The sequence below is a fragment of the Butyricicoccus porcorum genome (assembly GCF_051246315.1).
In the GTDB taxonomy this organism is placed as follows: domain Bacteria; phylum Bacillota; class Clostridia; order Oscillospirales; family Butyricicoccaceae; genus Butyricicoccus_A; species Butyricicoccus_A porcorum.
Map to the genome: position 1 here is coordinate 2258175 of NZ_CP178353.1, position 22858 is coordinate 2281032.

The window sequence follows — 22858 nt, forward strand, 5'->3', positions numbered from 1 at the left end:
TGTAAAGTTTTGTTTATGGCTATACTCTGGTGCAGTAATCCAGTGAAATCCAGCCTGCGCCGGATTTCAGCTTGCCCCATCCGGCTTTTGATCCTGTGCCGGACTTTGTTTCGGTGATCGTGAACACGCCCTTGCCCGTCTTTTTTCCGGTCCTGGCATAGTTCGTACCCGGCCCCTTGCGGATGTTCAGATTCGAAACAGAGACCTGAACCTTGAACGATGTCGCTGATATAGGAGCGCTGGTCGATGCATTCGGCTTGCCGTTCAGAATGGATTTCACTTCCGCCTTGAATGCCGTCCACTCCACATTGCCGTTTCCTGCCATCTGTGCCGGGCAGTTTTTGCCGGTGACATCCCAGTGTCGGAGCACATACGTGTCCACCTGCCCTGCCGTAATGCCGAGCATTCGGCACAGATACGCACAGAGATGCGCCGCATTCTGTTTCGTCTTCGCGCTGACCTTATAGCCGCCGCTGGTGCACATTTCGATGCCGATGGAATTCGTGTTGCGGCAGGTCTTGTGCTTATAGGAATTTGCGCCGACATGCCATGCACGATCCTTCAGCCGCACTGACTGCACGATATGGGAATCATCCACAAACAGATGCGCTGATGCACCCACACTGTTGTTTTTGAAATAATTGCCGTTGCCCGTGGCAGTATCCTTTGCATTGCCGGTATAATGCACCGCCAGAAAGGAAACGGTACGGCTGGAGCAGGGCGCATAATTTTTAGAAGAACACGCAATCCTGCTCACAGCAATGCCGTTGATTTTATCTGTAATCCATCCAGTTGTAATCGTTTTACTCATTGTCAATACCCTCCTGTTCCGCATCCTCATGAAGCTGTTCCAGTACATCCAGCAGTTTCGCCGGAACCGGCAGGCCTAAATGACCGGCATTCTCGAGCACAGACACGCCTTCATTCGAGATATAGAAAAACAGCACCGCCGTGCGAACAACACAGCCGGTGCCAATCACATGCATATCCAGAATATTTGCCATGCCTACCAGAACAAAGATCAGCACCTTCCGGCAGATTCCTTTGAATCCGACTTCGCTGGACAGCTGTTTGTCCGAAACGGCACACATCACACCAGTAACATAATCCGCGATGACAAATGCAATCAGCGCATACATCAGTCCATCGCATTCGCCCAGGAACCAGCCCAGCCAGCCGCCAATGACGGCGAATACCAGCTGGATTCCATTCCAAAATTCCTTCATAAACAATTCCTCCATTATTTGATTTCCTCTATCTGAAAAGCGGCTGTCCGAAGACAGCCGCCTGTGTTGTTATGCCGTGCGTTTCCAGACATAGACCGCGAGATACGGTGGCATGTTGTTGTGCGCAGAAGACCCTCCGGTTTTGTCCAGCGCAACCGTAGCGCCCCATGTTTTGACCGGAGACGAATTATTGACAGAACCTACCGTGAGCGCATAGGTTCCATAGGTCGGTGTCCAGCTCGTTGTGCCGGAGCTGTTGTACACGTAAGACCGATGGGAATGTGACGGCATTTCAGAGGTGGTCAGCTTGTGTGTCGCTTCGCCGCCCGTAGTGCCTGCTGCATACGTATCGCCGGCAGAAAGCAGAAATTTATCCTTGATGCGCTCCCATGTGCCGCCCCATGCCGTTGCCGGATCGAAATTTTCATCCACCGTTTCATAGATCGTGCCAACCGGATGGCAGTAATCCAGCATGGAAACCGCCGCATCGGAATGAAACGACAGCTTCCCGCGAAAAATGGCAGGCAGATTGATGTCAAATCCTTCCGTATCCGCAACCTTGCCGAATGCAATTCCCATACCGCCCTTCAGGAAAGAAAACAGTGTCATCGCAGCCGGACCTTTGCCGGTACAGGGGAAAGACCGAAAAGCATCGGTTGCAGTCAAAATAATGTCATATGCCGCAGCTTTATCCGCTGAAAACTTGTATGTGCCATTTGAAACGGAAAATTTTCCGGAATAGCTGGTCAAAGCAACGGCCGTATAGCTTGCTGCCGTTGTTTTCTTATATTGCAGCTTATACGCCGCCGTATTCGCTGTACTTGCAGCAGTACCAAAGTCTGTGATGGATGCCGAAAATGTGACCTTAAGATATGTGCCTGTTGCAGACAAATTTCCAGACGAATCGCACCGCTTTGCGGTAAATGCCGTAATAGACGGCGGCGAATATGCAAGAACCGTAATGGATTGTGTTGTATTCGCCGTACGCCCACGGGAATCTGTCACAGATGCTGTAATCGTCAGACTGCCCGTACTCGTCAGTGCATCAGAAACCACCGACGCTGATGTTCCAGCTGTATATTTCTTCCCGTCAATTGTCACATCATAGCCGGATGCTGTCGCGCTGTACTGCAACGTAACCGTTGCTGTAACCTTCACACAGGACAATCCCTGAATATAGGCGCCATATGTCGATGCATAGCCGTTATTGTCCGAAACCGCAATGGAAATAGACGGTTTTACGCTCGCCGGAATGGCGCAGGTGATGGTTTTCGATGCGTTTCCCAGCGCGGTGCTGCCGGAATAGGTCTGGATTTTGAGCGCTACGGAAACCGCTGTACCGGAAGGTGCCTGCGATGCCAATGAGAGCGGCGGCGTCCATGAAACAGAAGCCGCGCTTGACTTCGTGCAAATCGTACCGGATGCGGAACCACACGTATATGTGATCGTGTGTGTAAAACTGGAATCTGCCTTGGTCACAGTTAATGTCTGCGCTGTTCCCAATGTGCCGTTGCTGGCAGATAACGTGTTGGATCGTGCAATTTTTGTCAGAGTTGCCGAGCCAGAGGTTGACACATTCGATACATAGCTGCCGGACAGCGTTACCTGTATATCAAGAGAACATGAGATGGAAATTGTTTTGCTGCCATCTGTGCCGTGTGTGATATCCGCTACCGTCTTGGTCATCAGCGTCTTTGTTTCGCCGCCACTGATGCCCACTGTGCAGGTGCTTGAATATTTTGTTCCGTTGATTGTCAGGCTTATTGTTTTGGATGCAGAGGAAGAAATATGATATGATCCTGTGGCTTTCAGCTTCGCGGTCACAGTAATATCACTCTGATTGTTCGGTGCATCCACATTACTTTCCGTCCACTCCACAAGCAGCGTATAGCCTGTACTGAACACCTTAGAAAAACTTCCTGATGCTGCCATATCAATTATACTCCTACATATTCGCAGTTCAGATTGCCGGAACTGTCCAGCATAAGCTGATAGCCGAACAGCTTGAGCCGGTCTGTGACCGTCAGCTCCGGCGTATGCACTTCGCCTCCCGCAATCCATAACACTTCCACATCATTGACTGTCATGCTGTAGCGGTCGTTGTCGATAATGACCTTATATGGGTTATCTACCTGTCCAATCGTCAGACCATTGACGCTGAATGTGAAATATTTCGTGATTGTATTGAATTTCTCCTGTAAATCACCATTGATTTTGGTCAGCTCCGAAGTGACATCAGAGAAATTCAATGAAATCTGATCTGACAGAATCTTCAGCTGTGCTTCGGTGGATTCCCGGAACTGTGTGAAATCACCTGTTTCGGTGTAATCCATCAGGGCAGAAAAAAGTATTTCCTGACAGGTGTTGACCAGAGAGGTGCTCTGCTCCACGATGCTTTCGCGGAGTTCATCTGCGGTTGCATCAATGGCCTGCCTGGTATCCTCCGGGGCGGGCGTCCAGTCAGTCGGCACATTGCCGATTTCCACTTTAATATTCTTGGCGTATACCGTCGCAGTGGTGCTGTACCCTGTTCCGCTGGCGGAATTACTGCGGACAGCTGCCTGTACAATATAATCGCTTACCGCGACTTCGACGACAGCGAAAAATCTCTGATACTCCGTTCCAACATTTTTGATGCTTGCTTTCGCATTGCAGCTGCTGCCGGTGCCATCCACGATCTTTCGCACATATACATCAATCGTTATGCCGGCAGTATCAGAACAGGCATCCAGTGAAATCGTTACGGTCTTGCCCGAAACAGCTTTTCTGCCGTATTCAGAGAGCTCATAGGTTTTATACGTATTCTTAAAGGAAGACTCCACATCCGAATTTAACACAAGGTTTCTGCCACCGATTTCAATATCTGTCATGTCTGTAAAGGTCGACTGGCAGGAGGTTAAAATTGCCATGCCAATCACCTACTTCGACACATCGCATTGCAGCGTCGCAAGGCTGTCAATTTCATCCGCGGACAGATAGATGACCTTCCCGGTTTTATCGAAAGCCGCCGCATTGCCGTCCTTGTCCTGCTTGTACCAGGTGTAGGTCAGCTCCTGCGTTTCGGTTGCCGCTGCCCACGCGGAGCCGCTGTATTTCATCAGCGTGACAGTCTTTGCCGTATGGTCAATTTTGTACCAGAACGCGCCAGATGCCGGGCTGGACGGAGCAGTTTCTGAAATCGCACCCTTCAAGGCATCAACTTCCTGCTGGTTTGTGCGCACAATCACATACGGCACGACACCGCCGAGATTGTTTTTAACCGTAAAGCCGCCAATCGAGAGCATTTCGGACACATATGGGTCGGATTTGTCCTCCACGGTGATGACATCGACGTAGGATTTACCGTTATAAGTCATCGTACAGCGGTATGACTGGATATTCACGATATCCGCGCCGCTGACCGTGTATGTGGCAGAGGTTGCGCCGGAGATATCCTGCCAGCTGCCGGATACATATTTTGCCCACTGATATGTGGCACCGCTGGTGATTTCCGTACTGCCATTATAAGCCGCAGTTGCCAGCGTCAGCGTGCCGGACTGGTTCTGGACGACTGTACCGTTCGGCGCATAGACGGAAAACACAATGGCATTCGCGCCGGTGTTGCCCTTCACTGATTTTGACCAGCCGAATTTTTTGACCACCGATTTGCCGGAGATGGTAAAGGTCAGGTCAATCGTGCCGTTCATCACGCTCGCGCCGCCCAGCGTGCCGTTCGCCGAAAAAGTGAGGACAACAGAGCCTGCGGCACTCGTCGTTGCCGCTGTGTTGGATTTGGTCGTCACACCGGACGGCAGGGTGCCCACGGCACAGGTGCACGCGGTCTGCGTGATGCCGATATAGCCCACAAAGGGAATGGTCACATCAACCGCTGACTGCACCAGACCACCATTCGTGCAGGCGATTGTCTGCGATTCGTTGCCCAGGATGACGGAAAGCCCGCCTGTTCCGGTGTCCCCCTTGTCTCCCGTTGCACCCGTATCACCCTTTGCGCCGTCATATATTTTCGTGATCGTGACCGTATCGTACACATCCGCATCATCCGTCACCAGCCGGATCTGTGCGACATTGTCCACAAATACCGCGTGGGACGGCTTGACAACCAGCGTGCCGCCGGTGATGCTGGTGTTGTCCGTGGTGGTCGGATAATCTGCCCACACATCCGAGCTGTTTTTGTACTGCCACTTGCTGATGGAAACGCCCTGCACCTGTGCAGTCAGAGTTGCCTGCGATGCACCGACCAGCGTGGAACTGGTATTGTACTTGAACACATAGGTGTCTGCTGTGACATAGGCGAGCCGCGCATTTTCCGCATTTTTCACCAGCGTAAACGTGATATCCGAGGTGATATTGACGGTGTTTTTCGTCTCTGCATCGTAATAGCTGATGTAACAGAGATAGGTCAGCATACCGGACACTGCCGCGGACAGTTTGTTTTCACTGACCGTCAAAATGCCGCCGGACACCGATTCCCCGGACGCAAGCGCCGATTCTGCCCCCGCGCCGTCCTTGCGCTTCCATGTGATGGTCAGCCCGGTCGAGCCGAGCGCGACACTGGTCTGGTCAAGAAAAATGACTGGTGTCAGCTTTAGATTTCCGGAGTCCCAGCTGGGCGCATAGGTGTGCGGCAGGACATTTGGGTCTTCCACCTGCGTTTTCGGAAGGTTGGACGTGATATATGCGGACAGCTTCCGCTGATCGGTGATGTCCACAAAGGTCTGCTGAGATGAGGTTAAAACTGCCATACTTTCACTCCTGAATATTGACTTCACAGCGGAAGGAGGCATTGTCCTGTACATCCTCCGTTGTGACTGTGATGGATTTCATGCCGGCATGATAGCTGTCCCATTCCGCATCGGCGGCTTCATCTGATGAACTGCGATGCCAGGCAAAGCAGGACGCATCCAGCTTCGCGGTGATCTCTGTATTCCACGCATACACATGGGCGGACAGTACCGACGCCATGCCCTTGTCTGTGAAAATACACGAGCCTTTGGTGGTGATTTCGACCCGGTACAGCTGTTTGCGCTCTATCGAGGAAAGCTGTTCTTCCAGCTCGATTTTCACGTTTTGCACGAGCTTTTCCGGGTTCTGCTTCGCTGTGATGGACGCAATTCCGGCGCGCTCCGCTCCGATGGTAATGGTGTTTCCCGAAGCGTTCAGATAATCCCGTGTCCTGCCGGTACACAGGAATGTGTCGTCCAGCCCATGGGGCGCGGATTTGCAGACCACATACTGTCTGGCGTGAATATCATCAATATCCGCACCCGTAATGGATTCGTCTATGATGGTCAGCTCAATACTGCTGATGCCTTTTGACAGGATTTTTACCCGCGCCTTCGCTTTGGCTAGAAGATTCTGCGGAAGCGTGACATCTTCCCAGATTTCTGTTGTCCAGATCCAGCCGATTTCGTCCACTGCTGTTTCGTCGCAGACATAATTCTTGCCATCGTTAACAGAACCGATTGTCACGCGCTGATCCGTTTCGGTTTCGTTGCCATCTTCATCGGTTTCCGTGAGCTTTGCGCCGAACGGGATGAGCGCCGTCACACGATCTTCGTGGGATTCTTCTATTTTCACATCCAGCAGGTTTTTCCCAAACTCCACTGTCTGCGCGGAACGCACATCTAAATCCGCCAGCCAGTCGAGATAATTGCCGTCGTTTTCATACCGCACCCGCAGATATCCACCGTGCGTGTCCAGCAGTTTGGATTTGATCGCGCTCATAGTGTCCATATATTCCGATGCGCTTCGATTGATATAATCATTGGAATCCGTAACGGTGACCTCGCCCAGAACAAATTGTTTTCGTGCTTCGACGGAAGAATTGTGGTTGTTGAGGAACAGCTCCAGCAGACCGCACAGACTTCCGGTATATGCAAACGGCGGCTGTTGGCTGTCGCGCAGATACGCCAGCGCCGCCTCGCACTGCCACGAATGTGTGTTGTAAAAGTCCATGCCGATGTCCAGCGCCCTGCCTTTAAACACCGTCGCGTCGCCATCTTTACATACAATCTCAGACGCCATCGGCTGAATCCGGGACAGATAAGGATGGTCGTGCGGCGCAGAAAGCATGAAGCTGTCCACGCCCTCCGCGTCCTCCGCCAGCTTTGCTTCTGTGATGGACAGTTTCGACAGGTGCGGATGGTAGAACAATGCGCCGTCTACATAGACACGGAACAGCTTCATAACCGTCCCTCCCGATAGCGGAAGGTGGTCGTGCCTGCGCCGGAAACCGTAACGGTGTTGCTTCCGGCCTGAAGTTCCAGCTCCGGAATCGTCCATGCGCCCGCACTCAGCGTCTTGGTAAACGAATCCCCCAAAACCGACCACGACAGTGTTGTCTGGGCAGTTGTCGTAACCGTCGGAACAACCGGCATGAAATCATTGTCCAGGACAATTGCGGCGTTTCCGGTCACGGACTGCACAGTCTCGGTGATATGGTACAGATAGGCGTCGGCATCCGTGCAGGAGATGGTCAGAATTCCTTTTCCGGTGAGTGCGTCATAGGACGGCTGAATCAGCAGCGTGCCAACCGCATAGACCTCCGGGTCTTCACTTTTAGTCACGTTCACCAGCCGGCCATTGAACCGATTTATAATATCAGCGCTCTGCCAGATGAAGCGAGCGTGTGTTCCGAGCATCGCCAGAACCACGGTAAATTCCCGCGGCTGGTATGAAATTCTGCCAAGTGCTTCGGCATAACGGATAGGGGAATTCCGTCCCGGTACTGTGAGAATGTCATTCTGTGGCTGTGGCGCAGGAAAGTCGACCGATTCCCGGAGCCAGCCGTACGACAGCATGGAAACATCATCAAAATAAATATCAGGAATCATATCGTTGCCCTCCTTTTCTGCTTTTGCATTCTGCCCAGTCCGGCATCAATTCCGGGCAACAGCCTGCCGATGAGCGTGCCGTCATCCAGATAAATCCCTTTCCCGCTGTTGTCCGCGATAATGGCAAGGTACTGCTCCATGCGCGTCATATCCAGTTTGGATGCAAGGATGGACTCCAGATGCTTATAGAATGCTGACAGCGGCAAAATTGCCTCCGCCCCGGCTTCTCCCCCTGCCATCAGCGAACTGCCGTTCATGCCGAATATCGTCGGCTTTGCCAGAATGCCGCCCTCCTTGTACCAGTCGATGGACAGGTGCGGGACACTTGGCGGGTCGATAGACAGCTTGCCCGAAACATGGAAATGCGGCAGTTTGATGTGCGGCAGGGACAGCTTCATACCGGAGAAAAAGCCCTTGATCGCGTCAACGCAGGCTTTTACCTTGGCCTTTGCTTCCTCCACCGGCTTAGTGATCGCTGTTTTGATGCTGTTCCAGACAGACGAGGCAGTGGACTTGATGGAATTAAACGCCGCTGATACCGAGGATTTGATCCCATCAAAGACAGAAGAAACCTTGCTCCGAATGGCATCCACAACAGAGGCAATCACGGATTTGATCCCATTCCAGACGGTATACGCAACACCCTTGATCGCATTGAACACTGTCACGACCACGCTTTTGACCGCATTCAAAACCGTGCTGATCTTCGTGAGAATCGCAGACCAGATACTGCTGATGACAGCCAGAATCGCGGACATGACGGAGGAAATCACACCGGATACCGCATTGATTGCCGCAGAAACCTTTTCCTGAATCGAATCCCAGACCTCAATGATGGTATCCTGACAGTTCTGCCAGATAAACTGAAACGGCAGTGTAATAACATCAAATGCCGCTTGCAGGATCGAGCCCAACAGCATGACCGCCGTCTGGACCACATTACAGATGGTTGTCCAGACCGTGGATAGAAATGTGGCCATGCCGTTCCAGATACCTTCAAAAAAGGTCTTGATCCCCGTCCACACGGCCTGCCAGTTCGTGCCGAACCAGCCGAGCATGGCATCCGCAATGCCCTGAATGGTTTGCAGAACCGTGCTGACAATGGATGACATGCCATTCCAGATGGACGAAAATATGGTTTTGACACCCTGCCATGCGCCGCTCCAGTTGCCCTGAAAGACTGCGGTAAATGTCTGGACAATACCGGTAATCACGCCGAGTACGGTTGTGAGAATCGCTGCGATCGCACGGAACGCGCCTTCAAATACGGGAGCCAGCAGTGAACAGAAGCCGTTCCAGACGGAACGCAGCATATCTGTGACACTGGTGAAATCAAAGCCCAGACTGTTCAGCATCCCGACAATTGCTGTACAGCAGGTCTGAAACGCCGACTTTATCTGATTCCATGTGTTGATGATCGAACCCCGAAAGCCTTCATTTGTGTTCCACAGATGCACAAAAGCGGCAACCAACACCCCAATTACCGCGATAATTGCAGCAATCGGAGCTGTGATGCCGCCGAGTGCAGATGCCAGTTTTCCAATCAGGCCTGTCCCGTTTTGAATCGCCAGCTGGAGCTTTCCGAAGCCCTTTGCCAGTTTGACAAAGCCCTGCATTGCCACGCCGATTTTGGATATCGCCGTTCCCAGAATCACCAGAAACGGCCCAATGGCGGCGACAATCATCAGGACAGCGAGCACAGCCTTTCGCGTGCTTTCATCCATATGATTCAGCCTGTCCACAAAGCCCTGAACCGCAGTGACAGCAGCACGAATTGCAGGCATCAGCATTTCGCCAAAAGAAATTGCCAGCTCTTGTAGCTGGCTTTTCAGGATTGTGATCTGTCCGGACAGATTGTCCTGCATGGTATTTGCCATTTTCTCTGCGACACCGTCACAGTTTGAAATCGCAGTATTCAGCTTTTTGATGTCAGCCGGAGCCGCCTGCATGATGGCGAGAAAGCCAGACATGGCTTCCCGTCCCACAAGCGTTTCAGCGGTCGCTGCTGCTTCGGATTCTGTCATCTGTGCGAAATAGCCGCGTAAATCTCCGAGAATATCGCCCAGCGAACGCATGCTGCCGTCTGCATTGGTGGTTGCCACAGTGACCTCTCCGAAATTTGCTCCGGTCAGCTTGATATCACCCTGCAGCTTGGTCAGAATGGAGCGCAGTGCCGTACCTGCCTGCGTAGATTTGATGCCTGCGTTCGCCATCAGGCCGATTGCTTCCGCCGTATCCTCCGCGCTGTAGCCCAGCGCACCGGCAACCGGAGCACAGTATTTGAAGGTCTCGCCCATCATGCTGACATTGGTGTTCGCATTGGATGATGCTGCGGCGAGAATATCCGCAAAATGGCCGGAATCTTTTGCGGATAATCCAAATGCAGTCAGCGCATCTGTGACGATATCTGAGGTTGCCGCCAAATCCTCACCGGAAGCCGCCGCCAGATTCATGATGCCGTCAATGCCGTTCAGCATATCCTTGGTTTTCCAGCCTGCCATTGCCATGTAATTCATAGCTTCTGCGGCTTCGGATGCGGAGAACTTCGTCTTTTCTCCCATTTCGCGTGCTTTGTCCCGAAGCGCCTGCAGGTCATCCCCAGTTGCGCCGGACACAGCGGCAACCTGACTCATAGCAGAATCAAAGTCTGCTGTGGTTTTGACTGCCGCCACTCCCAGACCGGCAACCGCGGTCGACGCAATCGACATCTTCTTTCCGACGCCCGCAATGGCATCGCCTGCGCTTTCCATCTTGCCGCCCACCACATCGATCTTTTCCAGCGTGGCATTGGTGGTGACTGCCTGCTGCTGCAATCGCTGCAATTCCTGCTCGGTCTCGATGATTTCACGTTCCAGCGCGTCATATTTGTCTTTACCGAGCGTGCCGCTTTCCAACTGCTGCTTCGCCTGAATCTGCGCCTCTTTCAGAGAATCCAGCTTCTCTTTCGTGGCAGTGATAGCATCCTTCAGCAGCTTCTGCTTCTGGGTAAGCAGCTGTGTGTTGGATGGGTCGAGCTTCAGGAGGCGGTTGACATCCTTTAAGGCTGACTGTGTTGTGCGAATCGAGGAATTGACTGACTTCAGTGCCTTGTCCAGTCCGGTTGTGTCGCCGCCGATTTCGATTGTGATGCCCTTGATTCTGCTCGCCATGTGTCCATCACCTCCCAAAATGGGCAAAAGAATAGCCCGGATTGCTCCGGGCGTGAAAAAAGCACCAACCGTCACCGGTTGATGCTTCCTGTATCAAAATAAATTGTATTGAAACCAATCGCCGGTCAATGCGGCGACTTTTCTTATACTACATCAGCTTTTCCAGTTCTGCAATGGTTTCCACCGGACGTTCGCAGGTTTTTCCCCGGCACAGATAGTACCGGACTCCTGCCGCCGGGATGGGATATTCCGAAGTGAATGGTGCCAGTGCGGCAAGCCGGGTTTCATCCGTCGGCGTTTTCACCAGCACTGTAAGCCCGCAGGCATGTTCCCTGAGGAAGTCTGTCAGGTCTTTCGGAATTTTGTCTGCCGCGCATACCAGCTCCGCTGTCGGCCAGAGCTCCTCCAGCAATGCCAGAAGCGCAAAGCTATATCCCGCCGGATATCCCTGAATTGCTCCCGCCAGATAAGCAAACTGACGTTCTGACGCTTGCATCCAGTGAGTTTCTCCGGTTAACCGTGCCAATCGGGAAAGCACCAACGCCGCTACGGAATTGCCCGAGGGCATCGCGCCGTCATAGACCTCTTTGGTGCGGGTAATCAGTTGTTCCCCGTCCTTTGCATACGGATAAAATCCGCCCTGTTCATGATCGAAAAAGAGCTTTAGCAACTGCTCCGCCAGCGCGCAGGCTTCCTCCAGATAATCCACGTGGAAGGTCGCTTCGTAAAGCTCCAGCAGTCCCCATGTGTAAAACGCGTAGTCCTCCAGCTTGCCCGGATGGGCCGCTTCCCCATCGCGCCAGCGGACAAGCAAGCGTCCGTTGCTGTCTTTCAAATTCTTTCTGATAAAGGCAACTGCCCGCTCTGCCGCATCCAGATAACACACTTTATCCAGAATCAATCCCGCACGGGCAAGTGCCGCGATCATCAGGCCGTTCCATGAAGTGAGCACCTTATCGTCCCGATGCAGGCTTGTCCGTTCTTTGCGATATGCATACAGCTGTTTCCGCAGCGCTTTGATTTCCTCCGGTTCCTGTTCCCAGTCCGGCGCACCGATTAGATTGGGGATACTCTTTCCTTCAAAATTTCCGGCAGAAGAAATGTCAAATCGCCGGCAAAAGGCTTCGCCCTGTTTCTCGCCAACAATTGCGGCGATTTCCTCCGGTGAAAAGACATAGTATTTGCCTTCCACGCCGTCACTGTCCGCATCCTGCCCACAGTAAAAGCCGCCCTGTGGGTCTGTCAGCTCCGCGAGGACATAGTCCAGTGTGCGGCAGGCCACCTCCCGGCAGTAATCCTGATGGGTCTGGTTCCAGGCCTCCGTATAGGCAAGTGCCAGCAATGCATTGTCATAGAGCATCTTTTCAAAATGGGGCACCAGCCACTTCCGGTCGGTGGAATAACGGGAAAATCCGCCGCCCACATGGTCAAACAGTCCGCCACGGTACATGTGCTCCAGCGTCAGCTCTGCCATTTCCTGTACCCGATGATTTCCCGTCAGGCGTGCATATCGCAGGAGAAACAGCAGATTGTGCGCTGTCGGGAATTTGGGAGCCTGTCCGAAGCCGCCCCATTGCCGGTCAAAGCTCTGCACAAACAGAGCAACTCCCTTCTCAACAAGCGCACGGCTGGGTGCATCGGGCCGTACTGCTTCTTCCTGACGCAAATGCTCCGTCAGCATATCTCCCGCAGAAATCAACTGCCCGCGGTTTTCCCGCCAGCGCCGGTCTGCCTGCTCCAGCAGAGACATCAATTGCGGTTTCGGCAGATATGTGCCCGCCCAGAACGGCTTCTGGTCAGGTGTCAGAAGCACAGTGAGCGGCCAGCCGCCGGAACCGTTCATGGCAATGCATGCCGCCATATAAACCGCATCCACATCGGGACGCTCCTCCCGGTCAACTTTGATTGGAATAAAGGTACGGTTGAGCATCTCCGCTACCTCTTCCGTTTCAAATGACTCATGCGCCATGACATGACACCAGTGACAGGTGGAGTAACCGATGCTCAGAAAAATGGGCTTGTCCTCCCGTTTGGCTTCTTCCAGAGCCACGATTCCCCATGGACGCCAGTCCACAGGATTTTCCGCATGCTGAAGCAGATAGGGTGATTTTTCATATTGCAGTTGATTGGCCATGATGATTCCTTTCGTCCGCGTATTCAAAGCTGGCGCGGCAGTCTGTGTGTTCAAACAGGAGCGTTTCTCCGCACCAGAAGCGGTATCGCACTTTCGCGCAGAGGCTTTCGTGGATGGTGCGTCCCATGCTTCCTTCCACAGGCGCATGCAGGGGACATTTATACTCTTCCAGCAGTTCTGTCTCTAATCTGTACTTACCCTGTCGAATCTCTGCGCCGCTTTCTGACCATTGTTCTACCCGCGCGCCGCGGTAGGTGGCAAGGCGGTATTCCCGTCCATCGTAAACAATTGCACAGATACACCCGGTAAAGCTCCCCACTGCCATGGGGATGGCGGCAATCGAGAGCATCAGACTGACGCTCTGCGGCTCCTGCCAGGTGCATTGTGTCCAGAGATAGGCGCTGGGAAACGATCTGCCTCGGTCGGTTTCAATGTATCCCGTCCCGCCGGAAAAATCCAGCTTTTTCCCGTTCAGCGCCAGTGTTCCCTCCAGTGAATGCCCCATACTGATGACACCATGCGAGCATTCCATGCCGGGAAGAAAGCGAAACGGGCCCATAATATCCGATTTGAGTGGTGTAAACTGCCCGTAGCGCAGAGTGCCGCACAGAGAAAGCCCCTCTCGTTCCACATTCAGCCACATTCTCTGGCTGGTGAAAAGGTTTTTCCCCAGTTGAATCCGGAATGCCTGCTCCGAAGCACAGAATTCCGTGTCCGGATATTCCAGCCACCACGCCTGATTGTCTGAAATGACCTGAAGCGACGCACTGCGCCGTCCCGAACGGTCAATATGAACCGCCGGAATCAGAGCAAGTGCGCCGCCCTCTTTGGTCTGGTGCTTCAGATACCATCCTTCAAAATACAGGCCGCGCTTTCCTGTTCCATGATAGTATTTTATCATAGTCTCACCCGCATGAACACTGCGCCCTGCGCGAACTGGGCTGTATCATACATCGTTATTCCGAATGGACTTCTTTTTGGCGTTCCTGTTGTGATTCTGATTTTCACGGGTCAGGGGTGTCTGTCCATTCGCTTTTGCTTTTCTGACTTCCTTCGGATCGGGCTGGCTGTCCTTCGGCATGGCATGTCCTCCTTATCGTCTGGTATTGGGACCGAGTGCTTCTTTTTTGACATTGTGCTGTTCATTCGGATTGTGGTTTTTCAGCGGTTTGTTGCCCTCTGCTTTTTTGCTTTCCTGTGTCTCTGGCATCTGTCTGTCTCCTACATCACATGGTTTTCCGTTTTGGTATCACGAATCTGATACCCCATTTTTTCAAGCCGTTTTCCGATGCGGTCAGTCTGCACGCCTGTGGTATCAAAGTCCACAGCGACTCGTTTGGAGTCATCACTGACGCTGACGGAAAGCACCCCCGGAAGAGTGTCCAGTTCCCGCTTGATTGCTTTTACATCGTGCTTATCGCTTAAGCCGTCCAGCGTAAAATAGGCGCTTGCTTTTGACATTCACGTTCACCTCAACGTCAGTATGCGTGTTGCCCAATGGTTTTATACAAAAGATGAGTGCCCGTTTCAAAACGCCTTTTCTGACAGATAGCTAAAACTTATCAAAATCTTCCTGCGTCGCAATGCGATTATATTTCACACCGTCATTGGCTTTTTCCGTCCACATATCCAGCACTAACCCGATGGTCAGCAAATCCAGATCGCGGACGGAAATGCTGAGCTCCACACAGCGCAGAAGGAACAGCGGCGTGGTCATTTCCCGTTCACTTCTGCCAATTCTTTTTTTGCCGTCACATCTGTCAGCATGTTATCGCCCCAGAGTTCCAGAATCTGCGGCAATACCTCATAAATCGAAAACATGTCGAACTGGTCAAGCCAGTCGTTGATGTCCTGCGGAATCGAATTGTCCGCGTGATATGCCATGATATATGCGACATTCTCGAAGATCTCCAAATCTTCAATCTGAAATACATCTCCGTTTTCGGTATTCCCTTTATACGAGCTTTCCAGCTTGCTGAGGTCCTTAAAAATATCGCGCTTGAACTTGGCGCGATACAGGCGCGGCACCGTAGCGGAAGATCGAAACGGCACCATTCTGCCGCAGATTTCGATTTCTCGTTTTATCATCCTGCATCCTCCTCTGTCGGCAAATAGACTGACTGATACCAGCCGTCATACACCGTCTGATCGGTTGTATCCCCTGTTCGCGCTTTGACCAGACCATCCGAACGCGGGTCTGCCGTAATGGACAGCTTTTCTGTTCCCGGTTCAATGGTATCTTCCTTTGTTTCCGATTCAATTGACGGGCGCGATGCACTGCAATTGTACAGCACATGCCGGATGGCATTGATGTCCCCTTCGAACTCGAACAGCAGGGCAAATTTTACGCTCTCTGCGACTGTGCTGTTTTCCACCAGTACGCCATTTTTGTCCAGCTTTTCCTGTAAAATGTCCGTGCGGAACCACTCCGGAATCAAGGCAATTTCCAGATCACCAGAATAACCGTTATTGGTTGCCGAACGGAAATATACAATGCCGTCCGCATAAAACGGACTGGATTCGCCCTCTGCGTCCAGACTGATGCTGACCGCGCCGGGAATGGCCTGCGGCTTGGCATACGCAAACGATGTCACACCTTCCGTGACCGTTTCTGTCAGCTTGGCGGCATGGACGTTTTTCAGGTTGTATTTTACTTTGTTTCCCATGCTCTACACCTCCATCTCATACAGCACTTCGTATAATTGTTCCGACTGGATAAAACGCTCTGTTTTGTCGTAAAACATCCCGGCTTCATCCAGTACAGCTTCCAGCTTTGCTTCCTGCTCCGGCTGTTTTTTGTCTGTGTACAGTTCGATATCCAACTGATCGACCCGATAATAGACCATACCGTCCGCCGAAAAGTTGTGACTGCCGGGTGTCAGATACACAAGGAACGGCGGATCGGGCGATTCCCCTTCCGAAAAATGATGATAGGCAAACGGCAGACCGGTCTGATCCAGCAGGTCTGTAATCTGTTCATAGGAAAGCACGTCAGCTCAGTCCCCTTTTGATTTTGTTTTCCAGCTCGCCGACGGCGTATTCCTCCGCCGGAGCGATGTGCGGCTGTCCCGCGACACGCCCGCCGCCGCGTTTGGCGTGTCCCTTTTCCAGCAGGTGGGTAAGCCCAGGCTTCTTTCGGTTGTAGACGGTGATGCTGACCTGTCCGGCTTTTGCAGAGGTTTTCTTTACCGCCCAGCCCTTTTGGTATCCGCCGGTTTGTACAGGCGAGCCTGCCTGTACAATCTTTTTCGTCTCTTTGGAAACGGTATCGACAGCTGTCTGCACCACCTCATCCGTCATCTCCCTGTATTCCTCCAGCGCGTCCATGATTTCATCAGACAACCGGTCAACTGTTATTTTCTTTGCCATAGCGTCATTGCCGCTCCGCCATCAGTCGGAGCATTTTATTTTTATACTGTGAATGGTCTATAAACGTAATATTGTAAATCTGTCCGCGGAATTTCACACGATAATGCGTGGTATCAAGATCGTGCACCGGACTGAAATACCGAATGGTAAAATACAGGGAATCCTGCGCATTGTGCTGTGCCGCTTCCCAGAATTCCTTGCCGGACACATTGTCCACACGCGCCCAGCAGTAGTAATAATCAAACCATTTCAGCGTATGGTTGCCGATGTGGTCAGCCACCATACTGCTCTTTTGAATCGTAATGCGTTCGTTCATGTTTGCAATTTCCATATCAGACAATCCCCTCCCGGACAGAAAATAACAGGTTTCGCAGGGTCAGTGTGAGTGCATGATGATCTGCCTGTTCGCGGTGCTCATACAAATATCCGAGCGTGTACAAAATTGCCACGCGCAGTACAGCCCGCAGGGAAGTGAGCTGTTCACTGTCATCTGTTCCGTTCACTGCGCTCCATTGCTCCTCCGAAAGACGCGCCACATCTGCACACAGCTTTTCCGCAGAGGATAAGAGGACGCCTATCAAAGCGTCCTCGTCACCCGCATCCACCCGGAGATAGGTTTTTGCTTCCTCCAGTGAAATCAGCGCCATGTCAGCGTCCTCCTTTCTCAGGTGTTATGCCCCTGCCTTCATCTGGAGCACCTGCACCGCTTCCGGCAGGATCAGCTTGCCGTCTACACGCTGGGTGGTCAGGAAGCCCACCTGATCCGTGCGGGCATACAGCTCATTCAGGCGGCGGAACGTGCGGTTCTGGCGGTCAGCAATCCAGTAATAGCTGTAATCGCCAAATGCCATGACCTTATTGCCCGCCGTCACCTCCGGCATAAATGCAGAGGTCTTCAGCGGACGGTTGAGCAGTGTATCCGGTTTGCCGATATCCAGACCGGGCTTCCAGATATAATTCCCGTTGTTGTCCTTGATCGTCATGAGCTGGAGCACCAGCGCCTCATTGCACAGAAATTCCGCTTTCTTGCGGTACGGCGCTTTGAGTGCATAATACAGCTGGAAAACCTCATCGAAGGAAATTGCGGTTGTCTTTGCGGCGGTGACACCGACCTTTGCGCCGGCATCGTCCAGCAGACCCAGCGGCTTTCCCACGCCGTCGCCCGTAATAAACGCGCGTTCCTCCGCATTGCCCATGCGCACACCAAAACGGCGCGCAATATACGACGCGAGGTCGAATGCCGAGTCATTCAGCAGTTCATTCGAAATCTTAATCATTGTGCCCAGCTTGTACGCAGACAGCATGGTCTGTCCAAAGGTGGTATCACTCTCCGGGATTTCCTCGCCCTCATCAATCCAGCTGGCTTCTCCGGTGTCCTCGGCAATCGGGATTTTGCGCGTGCCCGAGCTGGTGCGGATGACCGTTGCCATGCCGCGGAAGATGTTGTTGCCCTCCAGTGCCTCCACCAGCTTGCGTTCAAACTCGTCCGGCACAGTAAAGCCGCCCTCGGAATCTTCTCCGACAGACAGGGCATTGTGTACCTCGCCGTAATTGCCGCGGTTGCGGATCATATTCCAGAATGCTTCGGTATATTCCTTCGTGCCGGTACAAGTGACCGGCTTTTCCTTTGTCGTAATCATCGGCTTGCCGGATACAGGCCTGGAAGTGGGTGCCGCCAGCTGTGCATCTATCTGTGCCTGCTGTTCCAGACGTTCAATTTCTGCACCCAGGTCTTTGACCTCCTGTGCCATCCTGTCGTACTGCTCCACAGCATCCGATGCAACCAGCCCGTTCTCGCCGCGATGCTCCTCCAAAAATGCCTTCGTCTGTTCCCAGAGCGTATTGCGTTTGCTGCGCAGCTCTAAAATCTTGTTCATTGCCTTTCCTCCATACATTATCGTAAAAATACAGACAGCCGGAACACTGAGCTTATCTCAGGCATTCCAGCTGCTTTTGTAAAATCAAATATGGTACGCTTCCGTCCTCGGTTGTGCCATCCATGCCAATGGTGGGCTGAGGCGGAACTCCTCCGTCAGGTTTTTCAAGAGTTGTGTCCGCAGGCTTCTGCTGTACTTGATCGCTCACACCGAGCCGGTTCAGAATCGCCTGTCCCATCCGGCGCGTGGAATACAGCTGTGCTTCCATCCGCAAAGGTTTTTCATCATCGTCCTCATCGGTGTCTTCTTCCTCGTCCGGATCGTCATCCGAATCAGCATCCTCAAACAGGATTCCATCGGCAAATCCAAGCTCGACCGCTTTTTTCGCGTTCATCCACGTCTCATTGCTCATAAGATTGGCAATTCTGGCGTGGGAAAGCTTGGTTTTCGCCATATATGCGTTAATAATGGACTCTTTCACTTCATTGAGCACATCAATTGCCTTTCGCATATCCTCGCTGTTGCCCATGGCAATGGTGCTGGGATCGTGAATCATAAGCATTCCGGTCGGACTCATGAGCACGCGGTCTCCTGCCATCGCAACCACGCTGGCGGCGGATGCCGCGATGGAATCAATCTTGACCGTCACAGTGCCCGGATACTCCCGAAGCATTGTGTAAATCTCCGCCGCGGCAAAGACATTCCCGCCGGGACTGCAAATCCAAACCGTGATATCGCCTGTGTCCTCCTCCAGCTCCGCGCGGAACGCCTTCGGCGTGATTTCATCGCCCCAGACAGAGTCCTCGTCAATCGGGCCTTCCAGACGGAGCGTGCGTTCCCCCTCACTGTTGCGAAGCCAGTTCCAAAATTTTTTCATTTCAGCTGTTCCTTTCCTCTGTCTTTGCCTGTCCGTTTTTCGCGTAAATTCCCGCATCCTTCAACTGTACATAGCTTCCATTCACCATATAGAAATTCCCGCCCATTTCGTCCGGAATCGGATCCATATTTTCCAGCCGCCGGATGTCATTCGGAGACAGAAAGCCGTTGGAAAAGCCGGTGGCATAGCCGTTCATGCGGCTCTGGTAATCGCCGCGGAGCAGTCCATCCAGATTGAATTTCGGGAAATAACTGTCCTGTTCTGTTTCCAACAGCAGGTCTTTGATGATTGCCTGTTCAAACCGAACCGCCCACGGCGTGATGCTGTGCTGTACAAAGTCAATCGCCTGATGCTCGATGTTGCTGAACGTCGCGTGCTTCAGACTCTGCACCAGATGCGGCGGCACACGGAACATACGGCAGATTTCCTCCACGCCAAATTCCCTCGTGGACAGAAACTGTGAATCCTCCGGTGGGAGAGAAATCGGCTTGTATTGAAGCCCCTCCTCTAGCACGGCAACCCGGTGCGCATTGTTTGCGCCGCCATAGACAGCAGACCAGTTCTCCCGAATTTTTGCCGGGTCTTTTAACACGCCGGGATGCTCCAGCACACCGGACGGCTGTGCGCCATTCTTGAAAAAGGACGCCCCATATTTCTCTACCGCAAGCGTTGTGCCGAGGCTGTTTTTCATCATGGCAATCGGGCTGAAGCCAACCAGACCGTTGAAGCCAAGGCCCGGAATGTGAAAGATTTCATCCCGCCGGAAATAGATATCTTTGTCGCGCTCACCCGGCACATCGTCCGTATAGGCGTGATAGATATAGTACAGCTCGCCGTTTTCATTCCGGTCGACCTCTACATTCTCCGGCAGTAACGGATACAGTCCGAGAATGTTGTTCCGCCCGTCCCGGATAATCTGTGCATACGCATTGCCCCATAGCAGTAAGTGCGTCATCATGGTTTCCCGAAAGACGAAGCTGGTCATTTCCGGGTTGCTTTGCCGGTACAACAGCTTATACAGCGGATGGTCGGTTGCTTTTTCCTTTCCGTCATCGATATAGCAGTACAGATGTAATGGCAGGCTGGCAATGGTCTCTGCCAGCAGGCGGACACAGGCGTACACCGTGGAAATTTGCAGGGCAGATTTTTCGTCCACGCGCTCTCCGCTGTTTGCCGTGCCGAACAGGAATGTGCCGGAAGAATCCCGCACATTGTCCTGTACCGGCGGCGCATCCCGCGGCCTGCCCAATCCGAGCCATTTCAAAAATCCCATTTCAGTCCTCCTCTGTCAAAACACCAGCAGTCCCCGCTCCGGGGCATCATAAACACTTCCCTGCTGTCCCGCATTCCGGATACAGCGGTCGAGCGCCATAATCGCCGCAACAATGCCGTCAATTTTCTCCGCCGATTTTGCTTTCGTCGGCTTGATGTTGCCTGCCGGGTCGGTTTCCACTACCACATTTCCCGCCATCCAGCGCATCACCGGATTGCCGCCGTGGATGATTTCCCCCTTCATCAGCAGTTCATAAAAGGCTTTTGTCGGCGGACTCATATCCCTGTATCCCTGTCCGATGGGGACAACGGTAAACCCGGCACCTTCCAGATTCTGTACCATCTGCACCGCGCCCCAGCGGTCAAACGCGATTTCCCGAATGTGGTACAGCTCGCCGAGCTGTTCAATCACCTTTTCAATGAATCCATAGTGAATCACATTGCCCTCGGTTGACATCAGATACCCCTGCCTGACCCAGACATCATATGGAACAGATGCCCGTTTTACCCGCAGTGGGATCGTATCCTCCGGCACCCAGAAAAAAGGAAGCATATAATACGGTTCGGTTTCGGTGCACGGCGGGAACATCAGGACAAACGCGGTGATATCACCGGAGCTGGAGAGGTCAAGCCCGCCATAACAGTCGCGCCCTTTCAGGCTCTCCAAATCAATCGGACGGTTGCCCTTCTCATAAATGTGTTCCGGTATCCAGCGCACTGTACTGGTCACCCACTGGCACAGCCGGAGCTGTCGGAACACATTCTCCTCTGCCGGATTCTGCGACGCTTCCCGATAAGCGTCCCTGACGCGTTCAATCGGAATCGTGTATCCCAACGACGGATTTGCCTTTCTCCAATTTTCTTCATCCGACCAGTCATCATCATCCTCAATGCCATAAATCACAGGATAAAACGATGCATCCACCCTGCGGTTTTCCAGAATGTCCTTTGCCTTGGTATGTATCGCATAGCAAATGCTGTTTCGATCCGTACCGGCAGTGGTAATCAGGAAAAACAACGGCTGTTCTCGCGCATCACCGGAACCTTTGGTCAGGACATTGTAGAGGTGCGGCGTGGGCTGTGCGTGCAGCTCGTCAAAGACCAGTCCGGACACATTTAACCCATGTTTCGTTCCGACTTCTGCGGAAAGCACCTGATAAAAACCCGCATTGCTGTAATTGACAATGCGCTTGGTTGCGCCCATAATCTTGCTTCGCTTCATGAGCGCAGGCGTCATCTGCACCATCTGGTTTGCCACATCAAAGACAATGGATGCCTGCTGCCGGTCTGCCGCCGCACCGTATACCTCTGCGCTCGGTTCGTTATCCGCATACAGCAGATACAACGCAACCGCGGCGGCAAGCTCACTCTTGCCGTTTTTCTTCGGGATCTCGACAAAAGCGGTGCGGAACTGGCGCTTCCCGTCCGGTTTTACCACGCCGAAAATGTCCCGGATCAGCTGTTCCTGCCACGGCAGAAGCCAGAAGCGTGTACCCGCCCATTTTCCTTTGGTGTGCCGGAGGTTTTCGATAAACTTCACGGCGCGATCCGCTTTTGCTCTGTCGTAGTGTGAGGTCGGCAGCATGAACCGGGTCGGTGTGTACTGTTTGAGCTTTGGATAATCCTTTGGTCTTGCTTCCGCCATTTCAGCTGCTTCCCTCCAACAATGCTTCCATTTCGTCCTGTGTATCCGTGTTGCTGTCCGCCGCAATGATCCGGCTTCTGGATGCCGGTGTCAGTCCAAACTGCTCGGCAAACCGGTTCATTAGTTTTAGATACGTCTGTGCAATGGACACCTGCGGCACCTGCTGCCAGTAACCAGACGGCGTTCTGACAATCGTGCCATGCTGGGTGATAAATTCCTCCGCTTCCTTCCACCGCGCATACGCCTGACAGTAGCCGGCAAATGCCGCCATATCTACCTGCGTCAGGATGCCGATCTGTTCCATCTGCTTCGCCAAACGGCGCCATTCCTTCTTGGCTTCCGGCTCCAGCCATTTGGGACAGGAGGGCGCTTTTTTCGCCGGTTTTGGCTCGTTGGCATTCAACGGACGCTTCCCCGGATTCCCCTCCAGCAGCTTGATTGCAGTGGGTGTCGGTTTTCTTCCTCTGGTTGCCATG

General features: G+C 52.8%; 24 protein-coding genes. All 24 read right to left on the bottom strand.

What is annotated here, in order from left to right; translation table 11 throughout:
• Positions 1-19 precede the first annotated feature (19 nt).
• Positions 20-811: an N-acetylmuramoyl-L-alanine amidase gene (locus ACLM7Z_RS11130; RefSeq protein ID WP_435645033.1), complete on the bottom strand. Its 792-nt coding sequence runs from the start codon at positions 809-811 to the stop codon at positions 20-22.
• On the bottom strand, positions 804-1226 hold the full coding sequence (locus ACLM7Z_RS11135) for a phage holin family protein (RefSeq protein WP_435645034.1): 423 nt from the start codon (positions 1224-1226) through the stop codon (positions 804-806). The genes ACLM7Z_RS11130 and ACLM7Z_RS11135 overlap by 8 nt, the downstream gene beginning before the upstream one ends.
• Positions 1227-1295: 69 nt before the next feature.
• Positions 1296-3158, bottom strand: a complete 1863-nt coding sequence (locus ACLM7Z_RS11140) for a DUF859 family phage minor structural protein (protein WP_435645035.1) — start codon at positions 3156-3158, stop codon at positions 1296-1298.
• 5 nt (positions 3159-3163) lie between these two features.
• Positions 3164-4135 (bottom strand): hypothetical protein, encoded by a 972-nt coding sequence (locus ACLM7Z_RS11145; protein ID WP_435645036.1) that lies wholly within the window; start codon positions 4133-4135, stop codon positions 3164-3166.
• Between the two features lie 9 nt (positions 4136-4144).
• A complete protein-coding gene (locus tag ACLM7Z_RS11150) occupies positions 4145-5968 on the bottom strand; it encodes a hypothetical protein (RefSeq protein WP_435645037.1) in 1824 nt (607 codons plus the stop codon).
• A gap of 4 nt (positions 5969-5972) precedes the next feature.
• Complete coding sequence (locus ACLM7Z_RS11155; protein ID WP_435645038.1) at positions 5973-7412, bottom strand: phage tail spike protein; 1440 nt, start codon at positions 7410-7412, stop codon at positions 5973-5975.
• Positions 7409-8059, bottom strand: coding sequence for a hypothetical protein (locus ACLM7Z_RS11160; protein ID WP_435645039.1), 651 nt, complete (start codon positions 8057-8059; stop codon positions 7409-7411). The genes ACLM7Z_RS11155 and ACLM7Z_RS11160 overlap by 4 nt, the downstream gene beginning before the upstream one ends.
• Entirely contained in the window at positions 8056-11208 is a 3153-nt protein-coding gene (locus ACLM7Z_RS11165; protein WP_435645040.1) for a phage tail tape measure protein, read from the bottom strand. The genes ACLM7Z_RS11160 and ACLM7Z_RS11165 overlap by 4 nt, the downstream gene beginning before the upstream one ends.
• Positions 11209-11356: 148 nt before the next feature.
• Complete coding sequence (locus ACLM7Z_RS11170; RefSeq protein ID WP_435645041.1) at positions 11357-13342, bottom strand: thioredoxin domain-containing protein; 1986 nt, start codon at positions 13340-13342, stop codon at positions 11357-11359.
• Positions 13320-14243, bottom strand: coding sequence for a tocopherol cyclase family protein (locus ACLM7Z_RS11175; RefSeq protein ID WP_435645042.1), 924 nt, complete (start codon positions 14241-14243; stop codon positions 13320-13322). Before ACLM7Z_RS11175 ends, ACLM7Z_RS11170 begins: the two co-directional genes overlap by 23 nt.
• Positions 14244-14288: 45 nt before the next feature.
• Positions 14289-14423 (bottom strand): hypothetical protein, encoded by a 135-nt coding sequence (locus ACLM7Z_RS11180; RefSeq protein WP_278308576.1) that lies wholly within the window; start codon positions 14421-14423, stop codon positions 14289-14291.
• 140 nt (positions 14424-14563) lie between these two features.
• Positions 14564-14803 (bottom strand): heavy-metal-associated domain-containing protein, encoded by a 240-nt coding sequence (locus ACLM7Z_RS11185; RefSeq protein WP_435645043.1) that lies wholly within the window; start codon positions 14801-14803, stop codon positions 14564-14566.
• 91 nt (positions 14804-14894) lie between these two features.
• Entirely contained in the window at positions 14895-15059 is a 165-nt protein-coding gene (locus tag ACLM7Z_RS11190; protein WP_435645044.1) for a hypothetical protein, read from the bottom strand.
• Positions 15056-15430, bottom strand: coding sequence for a hypothetical protein (locus ACLM7Z_RS11195; RefSeq protein ID WP_435645045.1), 375 nt, complete (start codon positions 15428-15430; stop codon positions 15056-15058). Before ACLM7Z_RS11195 ends, ACLM7Z_RS11190 begins: the two co-directional genes overlap by 4 nt.
• Positions 15427-16008 carry a major tail protein gene (locus tag ACLM7Z_RS11200; RefSeq protein ID WP_435645046.1) on the bottom strand — a complete coding sequence of 194 codons (582 nt, stop codon included), beginning with the start codon at positions 16006-16008 and terminating at the stop codon, positions 15427-15429. Before ACLM7Z_RS11200 ends, ACLM7Z_RS11195 begins: the two co-directional genes overlap by 4 nt.
• Positions 16009-16011: 3 nt before the next feature.
• Complete coding sequence (locus ACLM7Z_RS11205) at positions 16012-16332, bottom strand: hypothetical protein (protein ID WP_435645047.1); 321 nt, start codon at positions 16330-16332, stop codon at positions 16012-16014.
• A 1-nt stretch (position 16333) separates the two neighbouring features.
• Complete coding sequence (locus ACLM7Z_RS11210; RefSeq protein ID WP_435645048.1) at positions 16334-16711, bottom strand: HK97 gp10 family phage protein; 378 nt, start codon at positions 16709-16711, stop codon at positions 16334-16336.
• Between the two features lie 4 nt (positions 16712-16715).
• Positions 16716-17042, bottom strand: coding sequence for a phage head closure protein (locus tag ACLM7Z_RS11215; RefSeq protein WP_435645049.1), 327 nt, complete (start codon positions 17040-17042; stop codon positions 16716-16718).
• A gap of 1 nt (position 17043) precedes the next feature.
• Positions 17044-17358: a head-tail connector protein gene (locus ACLM7Z_RS11220; protein ID WP_435645050.1), complete on the bottom strand. Its 315-nt coding sequence runs from the start codon at positions 17356-17358 to the stop codon at positions 17044-17046.
• Positions 17359-17382: 24 nt separating this feature from the next.
• Entirely contained in the window at positions 17383-18588 is a 1206-nt protein-coding gene (locus ACLM7Z_RS11225) for a phage major capsid protein (RefSeq protein ID WP_435645051.1), read from the bottom strand.
• Between the two features lie 52 nt (positions 18589-18640).
• Complete coding sequence (locus tag ACLM7Z_RS11230; protein ID WP_435645052.1) at positions 18641-19465, bottom strand: head maturation protease, ClpP-related; 825 nt, start codon at positions 19463-19465, stop codon at positions 18641-18643.
• 1 nt (position 19466) lies between these two features.
• Positions 19467-20738 (bottom strand): phage portal protein, encoded by a 1272-nt coding sequence (locus ACLM7Z_RS11235; protein WP_435645053.1) that lies wholly within the window; start codon positions 20736-20738, stop codon positions 19467-19469.
• A 15-nt stretch (positions 20739-20753) separates the two neighbouring features.
• On the bottom strand, positions 20754-22382 hold the full coding sequence (locus tag ACLM7Z_RS11240) for a terminase large subunit (RefSeq protein WP_435645054.1): 1629 nt from the start codon (positions 22380-22382) through the stop codon (positions 20754-20756).
• Between the two features lies 1 nt (position 22383).
• Positions 22384-22857: a phage terminase small subunit P27 family gene (locus tag ACLM7Z_RS11245; RefSeq protein WP_435645055.1), complete on the bottom strand. Its 474-nt coding sequence runs from the start codon at positions 22855-22857 to the stop codon at positions 22384-22386.
• Position 22858: the final 1 nt, after the last annotated feature.